At 41.4% G+C, this 16,553-nt stretch carries 13 protein-coding genes; 10 read left to right on the forward strand and 3 right to left on the reverse strand.

Annotation, left to right across the window (positions count from 1 at the left end; all coding sequences use genetic code 11):
* Positions 1-106 precede the first annotated feature (106 nt).
* Positions 107-1,171, reverse strand: coding sequence for a hypothetical protein (locus tag B9T62_RS22660; RefSeq protein ID WP_087917373.1), 1,065 nt, complete (start codon positions 1,169-1,171; stop codon positions 107-109).
* A 351-nt stretch (positions 1,172-1,522) separates the two neighbouring features.
* Here B9T62_RS22660 and B9T62_RS22665 point away from each other — a divergent pair, with 351 nt between their 5' ends.
* From B9T62_RS22665 to B9T62_RS41515, 8 genes are all read left to right on the forward strand, one after another.
* Positions 1,523-1,723, forward strand: coding sequence for a helix-turn-helix domain-containing protein (locus tag B9T62_RS22665; RefSeq protein WP_087917374.1), 201 nt, complete (start codon positions 1,523-1,525; stop codon positions 1,721-1,723).
* Between the two features lie 80 nt (positions 1,724-1,803).
* The gene (locus B9T62_RS22670; protein ID WP_087917375.1) at positions 1,804-2,973 is read left to right on the forward strand and encodes a tyrosine-type recombinase/integrase; all 1,170 of its coding nucleotides are present in this window, start codon (positions 1,804-1,806) and stop codon (positions 2,971-2,973) included.
* Complete coding sequence (locus B9T62_RS22675) at positions 2,970-3,164, forward strand: hypothetical protein (protein WP_087917376.1); 195 nt, start codon at positions 2,970-2,972, stop codon at positions 3,162-3,164. The genes B9T62_RS22670 and B9T62_RS22675 overlap by 4 nt, the downstream gene beginning before the upstream one ends.
* Positions 3,165-3,644: 480 nt before the next feature.
* Complete coding sequence (locus B9T62_RS22680; protein WP_087917377.1) at positions 3,645-4,436, forward strand: ParA family protein; 792 nt, start codon at positions 3,645-3,647, stop codon at positions 4,434-4,436.
* A complete protein-coding gene (locus B9T62_RS22685; protein ID WP_087917378.1) occupies positions 4,426-5,466 on the forward strand; it encodes a ParB N-terminal domain-containing protein in 1,041 nt (346 codons plus the stop codon). The genes B9T62_RS22680 and B9T62_RS22685 overlap by 11 nt, the downstream gene beginning before the upstream one ends.
* Complete coding sequence (locus tag B9T62_RS22690) at positions 5,466-5,894, forward strand: DUF6075 family protein (RefSeq protein WP_087917379.1); 429 nt, start codon at positions 5,466-5,468, stop codon at positions 5,892-5,894. The genes B9T62_RS22685 and B9T62_RS22690 overlap by 1 nt, the downstream gene beginning before the upstream one ends.
* Positions 5,895-6,657: 763 nt before the next feature.
* The gene (locus tag B9T62_RS22705; RefSeq protein WP_087917382.1) at positions 6,658-7,032 is read left to right on the forward strand and encodes a TnpV protein; all 375 of its coding nucleotides are present in this window, start codon (positions 6,658-6,660) and stop codon (positions 7,030-7,032) included.
* A 3,032-nt stretch (positions 7,033-10,064) separates the two neighbouring features.
* Entirely contained in the window at positions 10,065-12,539 is a 2,475-nt protein-coding gene (locus B9T62_RS41515; protein ID WP_342746196.1) for an SNF2-related protein, read from the forward strand.
* Positions 12,540-12,670: 131 nt separating this feature from the next.
* Here the strand turns inward: B9T62_RS41515 and B9T62_RS22715 are convergent, their stop codons facing one another.
* The gene (locus B9T62_RS22715) at positions 12,671-12,859 is read right to left on the reverse strand and encodes a hypothetical protein (RefSeq protein WP_157793971.1); all 189 of its coding nucleotides are present in this window, start codon (positions 12,857-12,859) and stop codon (positions 12,671-12,673) included.
* Positions 12,860-12,956: 97 nt separating this feature from the next.
* Here B9T62_RS22715 and B9T62_RS22720 point away from each other — a divergent pair, with 97 nt between their 5' ends.
* Together B9T62_RS22720 and B9T62_RS22725 are read left to right on the forward strand one after the other, a co-directional pair.
* Positions 12,957-14,024, forward strand: a complete 1,068-nt coding sequence (locus B9T62_RS22720) for a nucleoid-associated protein (RefSeq protein ID WP_087917385.1) — start codon at positions 12,957-12,959, stop codon at positions 14,022-14,024.
* A gap of 5 nt (positions 14,025-14,029) precedes the next feature.
* Positions 14,030-15,526 (forward strand): hypothetical protein, encoded by a 1,497-nt coding sequence (locus B9T62_RS22725; protein ID WP_087917386.1) that lies wholly within the window; start codon positions 14,030-14,032, stop codon positions 15,524-15,526.
* Positions 15,527-15,773: 247 nt separating this feature from the next.
* On the opposite strand, the gene B9T62_RS22730 is transcribed toward B9T62_RS22725, so the two are convergent.
* A complete protein-coding gene (locus tag B9T62_RS22730; RefSeq protein ID WP_087917387.1) occupies positions 15,774-16,529 on the reverse strand; it encodes a hypothetical protein in 756 nt (251 codons plus the stop codon).
* Positions 16,530-16,553 lie beyond the last annotated feature (24 nt).

The raw sequence follows: 16,553 nt of genomic DNA on the forward strand, positions 1-16,553 counted from the left end.
AACATCTAGTTGGCGGAGGGGTATTATTATCTAAGTCAAAGTACTGTTACAAGAAAAATAAAAAAGTACATTTCAGCAGGCTATTGCTGTCATGTACTTCATTTATTTATTCTATAATATGTTGGTTTTCCTCTATAAACTCATGGAACCGCATTTTATCTAAAACTAAAGCTCTTTTGTTAGCACTCCCAATTTTGGCATCAGGTCGAAAAACGCCTTCAACATCCCCTTCAATAGATAGTATGCCTTGTTTAAAAAGGAAAGCGTAAAGCTTGTTGTCGATTTTGAAATTCCGTCCCGTCCTTTTCAGTTCGTTCGTAACATGAGGCTTAATCAAACTGTATTTTATTGCCCAAATGTTTTCATTTTCCCATCCAATAAAGTCTTCTTGAAGCTTTGAGCTATTATCCATTTCAAGGAATTCAGATTTATGAATAAGCCCCTGAACAGCGTTTAAAAAGATAACCGCATTGAATTTCATGGGATCAATCTCAATTGACATATCTTCTGATTCCATCCATTTATAACCTCTGGAATCTTTTATATATCGCAAATAGCCCGAATTGTCTCTTCCATAAAAGTTGTCTACCCAACCAATTTCATCATTAAATATAACTTTTGCATCATCGTCATCTAACAACCGAGTGGCAAGTCTAATAGCCCGTAATAAATAAGGATATATATTCTCTCTATAGAGAAAGAAATCATAATCAAGATAATTGGGGTCAATCCATTTCGAGTTAGCCAACGTTTCGTTAAGTAAGTCAAGTTGGATACACTTATATTCTTTTTTGTTGATTCGGGTATAGACTTTAACATTAAGCCCTACTTCTGTAGTCTTCTGTTTCTGCAAATCGTAAACGCGAAGGCGGTTTATTGGAACAACAAAGAAGTTGCAAATAAATGCACCTTGTGTTAATCCTTTACCTTTCTTCACCTCCGAATTCGGTTCATCTATATTCTCTATTTCGTCCCTCGCTTGATTAATTCTTTTACGTACTACTTTCATCATCTTGTGATCTTCAATCAGAAAATCCTCGCTCATTTCCGAGAAAATAGCATTCATCACACCCATGGTCTCTTCAACTCTTCTGAATTCTTCTGGGTTCTTTTTCCGATTGATATAATACACATACTTTTCAGAGCAATGGATACCTACGTCATTAACCATAATGTCACCCTTTTGTCGTCGTGAGTAAAAAAGAATATATCCTATTACATTAAGATAATCGAATCAGATTTACGTCTGTAAGCATATTATCGTATACATTTTACAGCAATAGCAGATGCACAAATCTTTTTGGGAATTCCGGGATACTTGGGATTTTTGGGAATCTGTAATTTTACTATAACTTGATATGTTTTTGAAGTCCATGACGTATAGACAATAACCGAGAAAGGTGAAAAATAACAACGTTAGGCATGAACAGATAACATAAGGTACGGGATAACAATTTCAGAAGTGTACTGTCGTAGCAGACAAATATATATTATTACCACGAACAGGAGGTGATTAGCATTTATGCTGCAAGATTATCCAGAAGTTATTACCGTCGAAGAGCTTTTAGACATATTGTTAATTGGCAGAAACTCTGCCTATAGACTACTGAAATCCGGCGAAATTAAGTCCATAAAAATTGGACATACGTACAGAATTCCTATACTAAGTGTAAAAGAATATATTCTAAGCAAAGCGCGAATGGATTTATCTAAATACATGTAATCAAATAGCAGTTTCGCAGGCAGGGGCAATTACGCTCCTGTCTTTTTCATATTCAATAAAACCATTGGAGGTCGAAGCACATGAAAGGCAGCTTACGTAAACGCAATCAATACTGGTACATCATTGTTGAAACAAAGGACGAGTCCGGGAACCGGAAGCAAAAGTGGATTAATACCAAATGCGAGAAGAAAACAGATGCAGAGAAATTCCTGAGAGAAACGCTTACGAAGATAGACAACAACAGTTTCGTTCAGCCACAGCGAAAACTCAAATTCACTGAATTTATGCTGAATTGGCTTAATAACGTTATTAAAAGTGAGGTGGAGGAAACGACTTGGGAAGGTTATGAGATGATTGTAACAAAGCATATCATCCCATACTTCATAAGTAAGAATGATATACTCCTACAAGAATTACAACCCATGCATCTGCAAAAATATTATGAGACAAAGTATCAAGATGATCCATCGACTGGCAAAAAAGGATTATCCGCTAAAACATTAAGAAGACACCACGCTAATATCAGAAGTGCATTAAAATTCGCATTACGAATGAACTTGATCCTCTTTAATCCCGCTGATCGAATCGTACTTCCGAAGCAGGAGAAGTTCAATGCCAGCTACTACACTGTCGAACAGCTCGAAAAGCTATTCGAGGTTTGTTTGGGTACACCGATAGAATCGGCAGTATATCTCGCAGCTCATTATGGACTTCGACGTTCTGAGGTGCTTGGATTGAAGTGGGATTGCATCGATTTCGAAGAAAAGACAATCTCAATTAAAGAGGTTCGCGTAAAGTACGGCAAAGAGGTCGTCGTAAAGAAACCTAAAAGCGAAAGCAGCCAGCGTATTTTGCCCTTGATGGAAAAACTCGAAGATTACTTATTACATCTCAAGAAACAAAGGAAGAAAAACAAGCAGCTATATTGCAAAGATTACGTCGATAGCGGTCTTGTATGCTGCTGGCCTGATGGCAGTCCCATGAAGACAGAATACCTGAACCACAAATTCAAGGACATACTCGCAAAGAACGAATTGCCGCACATCAGATTTCATGATCTTAGACACTCAACAGCCAGCTATTTGATTAAACATGGAGTAAGCCTGAAAGAAATTCAGGTATGGCTTGGTCATTCTACAATTAGTATTACAGCCAATACTTATACCCACATTGATATGGAGACAAAAAAAGATACCGCGCAAAAGATCAACGAACTTTTCTCCAAAAAAGCAAAGGAAGCCACTCAATGAAACACACAGCCTGGTTAGCATTAGATGATGTGGCAATCCATTCCTTGCTGCTGGACATAGCCAGACTCCATGTAAAGTTTGCTTTGGAGCATAGCGACAAGAATACATTACCTAGTCGTAAAGAAGTCATTAGAGCAGAAATCCAGCGACTGAGAATGGAGCGTGACAGAATTCTCGAACGCAAAGCATGAGCTTGAACCGTTCGTCGTAAAGTCAGTACAAACATCATTCCGAGCATATCGGAAACCTCGAATCTACACGAAAAAGAGGCGCCGTTAGCAAAATGTTAGCAAATCCGTTTAAAAAGAAACAAGGGTTCCAGCTCTAATGAGCTGAAACCCTTGTTGTTCTAGTGCCGAGGACGGGGGTCGAACCCGTACGGTACTCACGTACCGCAGGATTTTAAGTCTTAGAAGTCATTCGGACTTTAACCCCCTGCAGTGGAATATAAGGGAACCTACAATCCGCAAAAAACCTTGTAGAATCAAGGGTTTTTACGGTTTTTCGTGTTTTCCTTAGAGCCACAAGGGTTTCCGGCAACAAGTAAAAAGAAGAGCAAATTTAGGCATAGGAGAGAACTACGAGAGAACTCGGAGAGAAAAATGAGAGAACCAGCCCGCTCCCTACCATTGACAATATGTTCGGAGCAAACCTCCGGGGAGGTTTTTACAATGACACAAACAACCGTTATCACCATTGCCAATCAGAAAGGTGGCACAGGCAAGACTACCACCGCCTATAATCTGGCGTGCGCCTTATCCCATGAAGATAAAAAAGTGCTGCTGGTTGATTTCGACCCACAAGGCAATCTGAGCATGTGCTTTGGAATTGAAAATCCAGATCAGCTTAAGTTTTCAATGTTCAATATTATGAATGCCCTCATGAGCGACGAACCACTGCCGGATCCTAAAGAATACATTCATAATCATGGCAATATAGACATTATCCCCAGCAACATTGAACTATCCGTTGCTGAGATTAATTTAAGAGATGAAATGGGTGGAGAAAAAACTCTCACCACATTGCTGGAATCCATGAAGCAAAGGTATGACTATATCATTATAGACACAAACCCCTCTCTTGGTCTACTAACTATAAACGCCCTTGCGGCCAGTAACAGTGTGTTAATTCCGGTAAACCCTCAACTGTGGTCAGCAACAGGCCTAACTCAGCTTCTAAAAATTATCATTAAGGTAAAGAAACGAATTAATCCGGGGATTAGCATAGCGGGTATTTTAATGACCATGTGTGATACCCGAACCAATTTATATAAAGAGGCCTTTCGGTTGGTAAAAGCTTATTACCAGGAAACCGTCCGCATCTTTGATGTTCAAATCCCCCTCTCAGTCAAAGTCGGAGAGGCGAATTTTTATAGTCAAAGCATTATTGAATTCAATCCTAAGTCGAAGGTAGCCACAGCTTATTGCAGTTTAGCGAAGGAGCTGATGCAAGGTGAGCAATAAGCGACCTACGCCTAAGCTTTCAAGCATTGATGAGCTTTTACTTTTGTCTGAAGGGCCCAACCTTACAACATCATCCCCTGAAAATTCAGGAGTCACTTCTCTTCTACTCTCCAGCCTTATTCCCTTTCATAAACATCCATTCAAGCTCTATGAGGGCAAAAAACTGGATGACCTAATCGAAAGCGTCTTGGAGAACGGTGTCCTAATTCCTGTTATAGTCCGTCCAATGGAACAAGATTCCTATGAAATTCTTTCTGGGCATAATCGCGTCAATGCCGCTAAAGCCGCTGGGTTACTTTATATCCCTTCCATTGTTAAAGAACAATTGACGGAAGCAGAAGCTGTAATTATCGTGGTGGACACCAATTTTCATCAACGTTCCATTCAGGATATGTTGCCCAGTGAACTTGCTCGTGCTCTGAAGATGCAGCTTGAAGCTTGCAAAGAAGCTAAGCAAAAACAAAGTAAAATAACTCAGCTTGAAAACGGCGAGATCCCTTATAACACCGAGGATTCTGAGTCCACTGTCCCAGTGGGACAGCGAACTTGGAGTGTGGATCAAGTTTCCGAGAAAAACGATATGAGCCCAACCAATATCAAACGATATTTGCGCTTGAATCATCTTCTACCAGAACTCATGGAAAGAGTCGATCAAGGTGAAATCAAACTTCGCCCGGCCGTCGATCTCTCTTACCTGAAACCGCAAGAACAACAAACCGTGGAATCTTTAATTCATGAACAAGGCTTTAAAGTAGATATGAAAAAATCCGAGCTGCTTCGAGCAAAATCAGAAAATCGCAATTTCACTGAGCAAGCCGCATCAGCGATCCTTTCCGGTGGGTCTAGCCGGAAGCCAAAAAGTAAGATTCCTGCTCCATTCAAGCTAAAGCATAAAGTATATGCCAAATATTTCTCTCCTGAGAGTAAATCCGCAGAAGTTGAGGAAATCATCGATAAAGCTTTAACCCTATATTTTTCGCTCCAGTCAGAGCCTGAACAACATCCCTTAATTGAAGAGGAGGAAATTTAATGGTATTCAAAGATCTGGCCCATGAACAGTTTTATGAAGGTAATGTCATTCGAGCTGAGCGTCAACATGATCCTTACCGATCCGCTCTGTTTTATCTGTTAGGCCTTACAGAAGATACTCGCAGTCACATTAATAATCTCTATGATTTCAGAGAAGACAACATTAGGCTAGAGGGCTTAAACAACGGCTGGCAGACAGGAACAACGGTCCGTCTTACCCGTCTCGCATTTAACCTCTATTCGGGCTATACGGGAGAACATGAAGATGAGACCCACTCTTTCAGCCCCTATTATCTGTTCGATAATGGACTCATGCCATATTTCTTTGAAGGAATCAAGCTTCGCTATCCAGCCTATGCCGTGGATATCAAACGAGATTGGCTTCCCTTTGTACCAGACAAAGATATCTATGATGAGCTGGAACAATAAGAGTCACACGATCCATAGGAAGGGAGGATAACCATCGTGGCTCGTGTTGATATGCTCCAGGCAATCTATACATCTGCTGTATCACAAATTTCACACTCATCGAAAAATTGGATGGATTATTTGGAATTCGCTGCTGGAATCTATAAATACTCCTTTGATAATAGTCTGCTGATCTATTCTCAGAAACCAACTGCCACCATGCTGGCTCCTCTCCCCCTTTGGAATCAGATAGGTCGTTATGTGAACAAGGGTGAAAAGAGCATTGCCGTTTGCGATTTTCAGCTGGGGAGTCCTGTGCTGAATCACCTGTTTGATATCACTCAAACTACAGGGAAATCGGCTCCTGCACTCTGGAATCTGGAACAAATTGACCAAGTTGAATTAGCAGGACGCTTGACTTCATATGACACCATGGACCTTACCAATGCCATCTTCGATCTGACCAAAGCATCTGTTGGTTCTGCTTGGGATGAGCTGCTGCAAGACTTCGAGCATGATGTCGAGAATCACTTTCTTGGTACACTCCCCCTGCATGGCTTAGAGCAACATATGGCTGATCTAATAATGGACAGCGTTCGCTATCTTATCCACCTCCGCTGCCGGCTGCCGGAGCCTAATGGAATTGATTTCGCCACCATTACGCATTTGGATACTCTTCCTCTTGTCGCTCGTTTGGGCTATCAGGTAAATGACATCGCCCGCAGCTTGCTTAACGATATTGCCCGATATATTAAAATCATGGAAAACGAAAGGAGTACCTTTTATGAACAAGAAGGAACATCCGAGCCTAACCTATCACGAGATCGACGGTCTGCTATATCCCGACCTGCAAATCTCGGGCAATCCGGAAGCGAACCAGCAGCCGCTAGGCAAGTATGGGCGGATGGCACTGAACCATCTACGCAACCATCACCCACAGCGCTTCCTAATTCTTCAAATGCAAGGCGATCTGATGGAGAAAATACACCAAGTCGAAAAGGAAGCGCTGGAACGGTTAGAGCAGTTGAGCGAGCAACTGCTTCGGCTCCAGCCGATGCCGCAGACCGAGGATACCCTAGTGCGGACGCGCCATCTGAATCAGATCAAATCGACAGCAGAAGAACTGGTGCTGAACGAAATCGTGCTGAGACCGAGATAACCGCACCTTCACCTCCCGCTATTCTTAAGCAACCCCCTTCCCCGGAGCCGCCTGCAAGCGGTTCTTTTTTTACGCCTGAAATTGACGACGGTGCAGAAAAACATACTGCCGAGGAAATGCTGGAGTACTTGTTGCGTAGTGATCAGGGAAAATCAGTGATTAAACCACGCATTTACCAATTTGTGACCGAGCAGCATCCCGTTAAACCTGCCGCTCTTGTCCCACTGCTCAAAGTAGTCTATGGAATTGGGGGCGCATGGGCCAGCTTTGACAATGACCTGAAAGGATATATGACGACTAGCAAAGGAATGGAATTGGAATGGAAGGAAGCTGATGGACCCCATCGAGAAGGGCTTACCTGGAATAGGATAGCAGCTATGATTTTAAGGCTGATTGGGGAAGGACGTTATGATGAACAATTCTCCCCCTTCCCGCTGCAAGAAATGGAGTGGACTTTATTCGACTTTGCCGAACAACAATCCCACGAAGAAAAACAGGAACTAGACATCCACTCTATGGAGTCAGTTGAAATCTTGCCTAAACTGTCTGAAGAAGATACATCTACTGTTCCAACACCTCCTACCAAGGCTAAGGGGACCGCTTTTGAGGAAGATACGTTCAACATAGTTCCCCCTTCTACCGCCGATCCTATCCATGCCGTCAACTATCACTTTAATCCTGAAGCCTCTCCCTATGTGTCCGGCCCCAAAAGCAAGTATAAGCGAAATGTAGAAGCAATCCGCTTGCTTAAACATCTTGAAGCCGACCAGCGTCAGGCTACAGCGGAAGAACAACAGATCCTGGCCGGTTATGTGGGCTGGGGCGGATTAGCGAATGCTTTCCACCCTACGGCATCTGGGTGGGAGGGTGAATATACCGAGTTGAAACAATTACTTGATAATGAAGAGTACGACGCAGCACGTAATTCTACAATTACTGCCTTTTACACCGAACAATCGGTTATTCAACCGATTTATACTACCTTACAGCGGTTTGGGCTAACAAATGGAATTGGACGCAAGCTGTTAGAGCCATCCATGGGTACAGGCAATTTCTTCTCTGTACTGCCGCCGGAATGGGAGCAAGCCGAGCTTCACGGGGTGGAATTGGACCAACTGACCGGCAGAATTTCTCGACAGTTGTACCCTCAAGCCACAGTTCACCTCCAGGGCTTCGAAACAGTAGATTGGAGAAATACTCGTTTTGATGCGGTGTTTTCCAATATTCCGTTCAACAATATTCGCATCTTTGACCAGCACTACCAAAGCAATCATTTAATTCACGATTACTTTTTCATTAAAGCTCTAGATCTGTTGAAACCCGGTGGTGTTCTCGCCTTCATTGTCAGCAAGGGAACGATGGACAAACAGGATTCTTCAGTTCGAGAAATTCTGGCCCAAAAAGCTGACCTTATCGGTGCTGTTCGGCTACCTAATACAACCTTTCAAGTTCTGGCTGGAGCTACCGTAACCACGGATATTGTCTTTTTGCAAAAACGGGAGCAGCCGCTTTCACTGAATAAAGAAGACATGCCAGAATGGGTGTTCATCGGGACAACGTCAGACGGAATTCCTATAAATCGCTATTACCTCAGTAACCCCGACCAATTGTTGGGTCGGATGATTTGGGATCGTGGGATGCACGGGGTCGAGCAAACCGCTTGCGTGCCGGATGAGAACCAACAATTATACGACGTACTGGAGCAGGCGCTGGAAAGAATGCAGGCTGTCATCCCTTCTCTTCCACCTTCGGTGAGTGAGTCAAAACCATCGGTGCTGATAGACACGGATGAACCGAAGCGCTTAGAAGCACCAGCCGGCACCAAAAACTTTACTTATATCATCGAGCAGGGACAGATCTATTATTGCGAAAAGGGCGAGTTGTTACCCCAAGACATTAAGGGAAAAAAGGCAGAACGCATCAAAGGATTATGCGAGATCCGAACTTCGCTGCTGGAAGTGATTTCACTGCAGTCCCGTGAATATGGCTATGAAGAAACTGAACTGACAGCAGCCCAGCATACATTAAATAATGCATATGACCGCTTTGTCCATTCCTGCGGTTATATTAATGATCGAGCCAATACAGCCGCTTTTGCCGACGATGATCAACTGCCGCTACTTCGTTCCATCGAAGACCTGAATCCAGAGAAAACATGGAGTAAAGCAGCTATCTTTTTTCGCCCTACCATCCGTTCCAACCATCTCCCCGATCACGCAGAGTCTGCGATTGAAGCATTGCAAATCTGTCTGAATCAGCGGCTGCGCATTGACTTGCCCTACATGGCTCATTTGTGCCGTACAACGACAGCCGAAATCCGTGAGGAATTGGGAGGGCGTATCTTTTTAAACCCACAGAACTATACAGGTGATGAAGAAGAAGGTTGGGAGCTGGATGAGGATTACCTATCAGGTAACGTTAAGGACAAGTTAGCCTACGCCATCCTTAAAGCGAAAGAGCTCCCAGATCTGTTTCAGCGCAACGTATCTGCACTAACCGCTGTTCAACCCGCCCCTCTGCTTCCCGGCGAAATTGATTTTCGCATTGGCAGTCCATGGATTCCGGTACGGCATTACCGGGAATTTATGTATGAAACCTTCGGCACCGCTAAGGTGCTGCAGACCACGCAAACTGTCGACGTAGATTATCTAGAATTCACTAACCTATGGCGTGTATCAGGCAAATCACTGGAGCGCGATTCCATCAAAGTGAACCAAACCTATGGAACACGCCGCACCAGCGCCTATGAGATTTACGAATCCAGCTTGAACCTGCAAAGCATCACTATCCGCGATCCTTTTACCTTCGTGGACTCTAGTGGCAACGAACAAATCAAGTATGTCGTGAATGCTAAGGAAACGATGATTGCCCGTGCTAAGCAGCAGCAGATGAAGGAAGCCTTTGCTTCCTGGTTATTCCGGGATAAGGACCGCGCTGACAATCTGCTAGCGATCTATAACGATAAGTTCAACAATATTCGTCCCCGCCATTACAACGGTGATCATCTCGTATTCGCAGGGATGAATGAGGAAATGCAGCTCCGAAAGCATCAAAAAGATGTGGTGGCCCGAATTCTTTACTCCGGTACGGCGCTTATGGCCCATGAAGTCGGCGCAGGCAAAACCGCCGCAATGATTACTGCCGGCATGATGTTGAAGCGCATCGGAGCAATTCAAAAACCAATGTACTGTGTACCTAATCACCTCACAGAGCAGTGGGAGAATGAGTTTTTGCGTTTCTTCCCTGCAGCGAACATTCTCGTGACTACGAAAAAGGATTTTGCCCTGGCCAACCGTCAACGCTTCGTCTCCCGTATTGCCATGGGCAACTACGATGCAGTTATTATCGGACATAGCCAGTTTGAGAAGATCCCTATTTCTAGTGAACGTCAGGAGCAGCTCCTACAAGATGAAATTCGCAATGTGTCTCAAACCATTGACCAGGTGAAAAAGGAAAAGGGAGACAACTGGAGCATCAAGCAGATGGTGGTGTTTGAAAACAATCTGAAATCCCGTTTAGAGCGTCTGGCGAATGAAGGCAAAAAGGATGATCTGCTCACCTTTGAACAATTAGGAGTAGATATGCTATTTGTGGATGAGGCTCATGCCTACAAGAACTGCTTTACATTCACGAAGATGAGAAATGTCGCTGGAATCGGCAAAACCAGTAGCCAGCGGGCCACCGATATGCTACTTAAATGCCAGTATCTACAGGAAATGAACAGTGGTCGTGGCGTGGTCTTTGCAACAGGTACACCGATCAGCAACAGCATGTCGGAAATGTATGTGATGCAGCGTTTTCTCCAACCGCATTTGCTGCAAAAACTGGGACTCAACTTTTTTGACAACTGGGCGGCGACCTTTGGTGAAGTGGTATCCTCCCTGGAAATCACACCAGAAGGCAGCGGCTATCGGATGAAATCCCGCTTTGCCAAGTTTCATAACCTGCCGGAACTAATGAATCTATTTCGCTTAGTGGCGGATATTCAAACCGCAGATATGCTACAATTGCCCACGCCAAAACTCGAAGGTGATAAAGCCACCGTAATTATCAGTGAGTGTTCTCCGTTTCAGCAGCAGCTAATGGACGAGTTTGTGGTGCGTGCCGAGCAGATCCGTAACAATGATGTGGACGCTTCTGAGGATAACATGCTCAAGCTGACACATGAAGCCAAACTGATGTCCATTGATCCCAGGTTAGTTCATGAAGACGCTCCCGTTGATCCCGACTCTAAATTAAATCGCTGCATCCATAACCTCTACGAAATTTGGCAGCAAACAGAGGCTGAAAAACTGACCCAAGTGGTATTTTGCGATAGCGGCACACCCAAGCCGGGAATCTTTAACGTGTACGATGAGGTGAAGAGTCAACTGACACTTCGCGGCGTACCTGAGGACGAAATCGCCTTTATCCATGATGCCAAAACGGATGCTCAGCGGGAAGAATTGTTTGAACGAGTCCGCCGCGGCGAAGTTCGTGTTCTGCTCGGCTCCACCTCTAAGCTTGGGACCGGAACCAACATTCAGGATCGTCTCATTGCTGCACATCATACTGATTGTCCCTGGCGCCCCTCTGACATTATCCAGCGTGATGGCCGAATTCTGCGGCAGGGTAATCGCAATCCAATAGTGCAGATTTTCCGTTATGTTACAAAGGGAACCTTCGACTCATACTTGTGGCAAATTCAGGAGCAGAAGTTACGCTACATCTCCCAAGTGATGACCGGCAAAAGTATCTCCCGCTCCTGTGAAGATACGGATGAAACGGTACTATCTGCTGCCGAAGTCAAGGCCGTAGCTACCGGTAATCCCATGCTTGCCGAAAAGATGCAGGTGGATAACGATGTCTCCCGCCTCAAGCTTCTGAAGGCCAATTGGCAAAATGAACAGGTGATGTTGGAGCAGCGTATCCATAAGCAGTATCCTTTAATGCTCAGAGTGTGTGAGGAGAAAGTGGAGAAGCTCGAGGCGGATATTCAAATAGCTGAGCAAAATCGCCAACTGGATTTCTTGATTCAACTAGATGGAATCAACTATGAAGAAAGAACGCAAGCCGGGGAAGTGCTTCTTCTGTTAGCCAAACTAACCGAGAGGGATCAACCATCTAAAGTTATTGGCCAGTTTCGCGGTTTTCCGCTCTCCTTGTTCCGTTCAATTTATGATAACGTCCACATACGGGCCCAAGGAACAGAAACACACTCCGCAGAGCTTGGGGGATCAGTACTGGGGAATATTTCTCGTCTCGAAAATCTGATCGAGAAATTGCCTTCATTGCTTCAAGCTACAAAACAGAATCAGGAAGAGACGATGGAGCAGCTTGCCGCAGCGAAAAATGAAATAGGAAAACCATTCGAGGAGGAACAAAAACTGCAACAACTGGTCATGCGACAATCCGAGATAAATTCGGCGCTGGAGTTTAAGGAATTGCAAGGACAGGAGATTGTCATGGAGGAGCAAATAGGAGCCAAGGATTGGGAGCCAGAGAGGGAGTTGGAACCTGAGATATAATTCATCTAACAACTAATATATTGACCTGACTTCCAATCAACCCTTTTGCTATGGTACTGATCGAGGGTACTTAATACATGTCTATAGAACTAAATAATGATAGTACCATGTAGAAAATTCTGGTATATTATCTAAGAAGGAAGCTCCTCAACCTCCATATTAATAAATGGAAGTTCCTCTTCCGTAAACGAATACTGATCAATAAGTTCTCGTTTAGATGATCGTGCAAGTTCTAATGCCATTTCACTGTTGTCTGCCTGAAATGTTCCAAAGGAATGCCATGTATCTTCATGTTCAATAAATACTTTGAATTGTTTCATAAGTATTAAATCACCGTCCATTCATATTCTTTATTGTACTTCAATAAACTGAAATTATTCGCGGCGTAAGTTGCAATCTAAGGGGAGAGCATGAGTAATGCTAAAGGTTGAAAAGCTACAGGTACATTCCGCCATAATCCATCGTCTTGATAACCAAAAGGAGAATAGCACTGGACTCGATTTATCTGACCTTTCTTTGCAGATGGATGATGAATTAAAAACACTGTTAGAAACCCATACTAAAAGTGGATTTGAAGACGGGAGAATACGTTACGCAAACTTCTTGGACAAAGATATTAACCAAGTATTATCTGAATGCTACAAAGTACTTGATGACCCTGAATATTTGTTTGTCGATGGTTCAAAAATATTAGCTAGGCTACTATTTTCAGCTATGACTAATAAGTCCATATCCGCTGCTGATATTGCTATTTGTTTGGCTAATTGCAACGACGTTGAGTATCTCTGTTTACTGAAATTGGACTACAAGGATAACTACATCTCTGAATCAACAGATACTCCAGAAGGAAGGTATATTGGTATAAAAAAACTAGGAAGTGGCTGGCCACAATTGGGGACAAAGCTCCAAAAGGCGGCCTTTATTAAGCGAACAAATGATGAGTATGAATTGATTATTTTAGATAGACAGAAAAACAAGACAGACAAAAGTGATATATCTTTATTCTTCCAAAAAAGCTTTCTTAATGTTGAACTTATTGATGATTCTAAACTAAACACAAATGGTTTTATCAAAGGTGTAAAAGAATTTGTTAAAACATCTTCGATAACTCCCGAAAAAAAACGCTCTATTGTTGATAATGCAATCAATCTGGTAGTAAACACTGAAAATATAAACCTTAGACAATTTGCCGAATCACAATTTAGTGAAGACCTGCCAGAAGAAGAGCGGAAATTATTTATGGACTCACTTATTACGGAGTTCGAACGAAATGGTGTCAGACGTTTAGAGTTTGTCAAATCGCAAGATGTAGCTCAAGTATACGCAAAAAAAAGAAGAATAACACTTGATGGAATAAAGCTTGAAATTGATCCTGCAATCTATGCAGATCCAGACAAATTTATATTCACACCCCGCTTCAACGCATCTGGTGAAGAAGTAGCAGACATTACGATTAAAGGACTGAAAATAAATAAAATGGACTGATCTATATGGAATGGTTAGAATTCTTAAAAATAAAAGGTTTTTTTCATCGAGATGAAACCCTTAATAATGTTATTTATTCAAGCCGTGTTCAAAAGGTGCTTATTGAAGAACTAACATCAGAATTTGCAGTTGTGTGGTCAAAGGACTTTTCTTTATATATGGATGATGAGCCTATACTTTCTTTACCATCAGAAAACCATTTATTAACGAGTACGATTGATCTTTGTAATGATGAAGTCGAAATAAAAATTGAATTAAAGAAATCTAAAATCATCACTTCAACTATTCTTGATGAACATAATGTTATCGTCTATTCTCAAGCAGATATACTATTAAATAATTTGCAAGACCTTAGTCTCTCTGCCCTTGAACGATTTGTTTTTATTAATCCTAATCAATTGACTTATATTATTGTTTATGACGATCCAAATTATTCGAACGCTATTTCAAACAATTTTATCACAATTGGTGATATAAATGCTTTAAACAATTCTTTCAATGAGCCTGAGAAACAATATAAGATAATTAAAGACAGAATCAAGGAACGGAATGAAAATGTCCGCTGGTACCGGGAAACAAGCTTTCTTCCGCCTGATGTATTTTATTTTTATGATAATGAATCAAATAAACTAAGTGGATTTTTGAACAAAAAGGCTGCTTCGATGTGTGTTGCATTTACAGCATTGAATACAGATTATTTAGATGAAGATAAGTTGTACGAATCGACGTATTCTGGACTTAAACAAACTAAATTTCAACTGATCGTTCCTGATTCAAGCCAAAAAGAACAAATTGATAAAATCTTCTCCCTCTACGACTGGGCATACAGTGAGAAAACAGCTGACAAACTAGGTTTGATCCAAAATATAATAAATTTGCATATCAAGGAAGAAATCAACCTGAATTTAGAGCCACTCCTAAAAAATGCATCTGAAATATTTGAAATGGTTAAAGAGAATTATCGGGTTTATATTCAAAAAAGCGTAAAAGCTTATTTAGACGAAAGAAAGCAAGTTGAGGATTTTATTAGAACAACTTCTAATGAAATCAGCAAACAAATTTCGGGTTTGACTGATATTGTAACAAAGAATTTGTTCGGCTTACTTGCTACCGCTATTACCGCAGCCATTGGATTCAATAAACCAGAGAATCAACCATACATTCCTTGGGTTCTTTATATTTACAGTTTTTTCTCAATTGCACTTACTATTTATTACAGTACACTTGCTAATGCCAATAAAAAAGCCATTATTGAAATCTATAATAAACGAGTTGCAGATTACAAAAAAATCTTCTTTGAAGACCGCATAGATAAAATTACAGGAAATAGTATTGTTATGCAAACAAAAATATTCAGGAGATACCTCCATTGGACCGTTTGGCCGAGCATAGCAATTAGCTTAACTGCGATTACCTTTGGACTAATCTTACATGGTGTAATTAGTAAGCTATTTTCTCTCATCCAGCAAATGATTAACTTGATAATCAATGGTATTACATAAGAGAAGCAAATTCATTAATGAATGCTTCTCTTATTATTTACATTTTACTTTTTTACACATCTGATTTTACTGATGCGGAGGTAGATGAAAATTATTAAGACTAAGCTCCATACATTTTTCTGCAACCAAGAAGACCAAACGAATTTACAGACTCTTTAACTGTAAAAACGGGCAACTTTTAAAAGAGTCTCTTAACTTTTCAAGAACAACAATAAATCCTACTACTCCTTTACCGACAACGAAGAATCTATCGACTTGTTCGGAACAACCTTTTTATCTTTTGCTTTAGGTTTTTCACAACTTTACTTTCTCTTCTATTTCTTTTCATTACCATCTCTTTAAACATTAACATGAAACCAAACAGTATGGTTGCTAAAAGTAATGATAATAATGCAAAGCCAATGCTCCACCATTCAGGAACCCATTCAATAGGGATAATCAAATGAGAAATAGTAAAATAGAAAACCAATGCACTAATCCAGAGTAAAAACACTGATAGATGATAAAAGATCCTAAATATGTTTCCCAAAATAACAAAAAATGGATTATTAAATGTATCGCTAACAAATTGCTTATAATCTTCATAGATAATATCATGAGCATTCCAATATTCATCTTCAATACTTAAATAAAGCCCTTTTACCTTTTCCAACAACTCACGCTCGTTTGTTCTGTTAATTTCGTTTTTGTAGGTAAAAAAGGCTTCTCTTAGTTTATAGAAGTATTCCAGTATGAATGTAGAACCTATAAAACGAATTTTTGAATTAGTTCCAGAATACTCCTGCATAAAAGAATCAGTTAACTCTAGTTTCCGATTTTTATCTTCCGTTTTATTAATGACTGATAGCAGCTCAAACATCGGAAAATAGACTTCATTATAACTATTGCTCAGTTCCTTCAGGAAAACTTCTCGTTTTTTGGCGCGATGGTTAAATTGGTAGCCTATATAAGCTGTTATCACAGCAATGATAATAATAGATAAGTCTATTCCAAAGATTTTCATATTGCTCTTTCCTCCTCCCACAAT

The organism is Paenibacillus donghaensis, assembly GCF_002192415.1.
Classification (GTDB): domain Bacteria; phylum Bacillota; class Bacilli; order Paenibacillales; family Paenibacillaceae; genus Paenibacillus_AQ; species Paenibacillus_AQ donghaensis.

Coding starts and splice junctions, on each gene's coding strand:
- B9T62_RS22675 (WP_087917376.1), top strand. CDS start 2,970: ATGAAACACACAGCCTGGTTAGCATTAGATGATGTGGCAATCCATTCC.
- B9T62_RS22660 (WP_087917373.1), bottom strand. CDS start 1,171: ATGGTTAATGACGTAGGTATCCATTGCTCTGAAAAGTATGTGTATTAT.
- B9T62_RS22665 (WP_087917374.1), top strand. CDS start 1,523: ATGCTGCAAGATTATCCAGAAGTTATTACCGTCGAAGAGCTTTTAGAC.
- B9T62_RS22715 (WP_157793971.1), bottom strand. CDS start 12,859: ATGAAACAATTCAAAGTATTTATTGAACATGAAGATACATGGCATTCC.
- B9T62_RS41515 (WP_342746196.1), top strand. CDS start 10,065: ATGCAGCTCCGAAAGCATCAAAAAGATGTGGTGGCCCGAATTCTTTAC.
- B9T62_RS22720 (WP_087917385.1), top strand. CDS start 12,957: ATGCTAAAGGTTGAAAAGCTACAGGTACATTCCGCCATAATCCATCGT.
- B9T62_RS22705 (WP_087917382.1), top strand. CDS start 6,658: ATGAACAAGAAGGAACATCCGAGCCTAACCTATCACGAGATCGACGGT.
- B9T62_RS22670 (WP_087917375.1), top strand. CDS start 1,804: ATGAAAGGCAGCTTACGTAAACGCAATCAATACTGGTACATCATTGTT.
- B9T62_RS22690 (WP_087917379.1), top strand. CDS start 5,466: ATGGTATTCAAAGATCTGGCCCATGAACAGTTTTATGAAGGTAATGTC.
- B9T62_RS22725 (WP_087917386.1), top strand. CDS start 14,030: ATGGAATGGTTAGAATTCTTAAAAATAAAAGGTTTTTTTCATCGAGAT.
- B9T62_RS22680 (WP_087917377.1), top strand. CDS start 3,645: ATGACACAAACAACCGTTATCACCATTGCCAATCAGAAAGGTGGCACA.
- B9T62_RS22730 (WP_087917387.1), bottom strand. CDS start 16,529: ATGAAAATCTTTGGAATAGACTTATCTATTATTATCATTGCTGTGATA.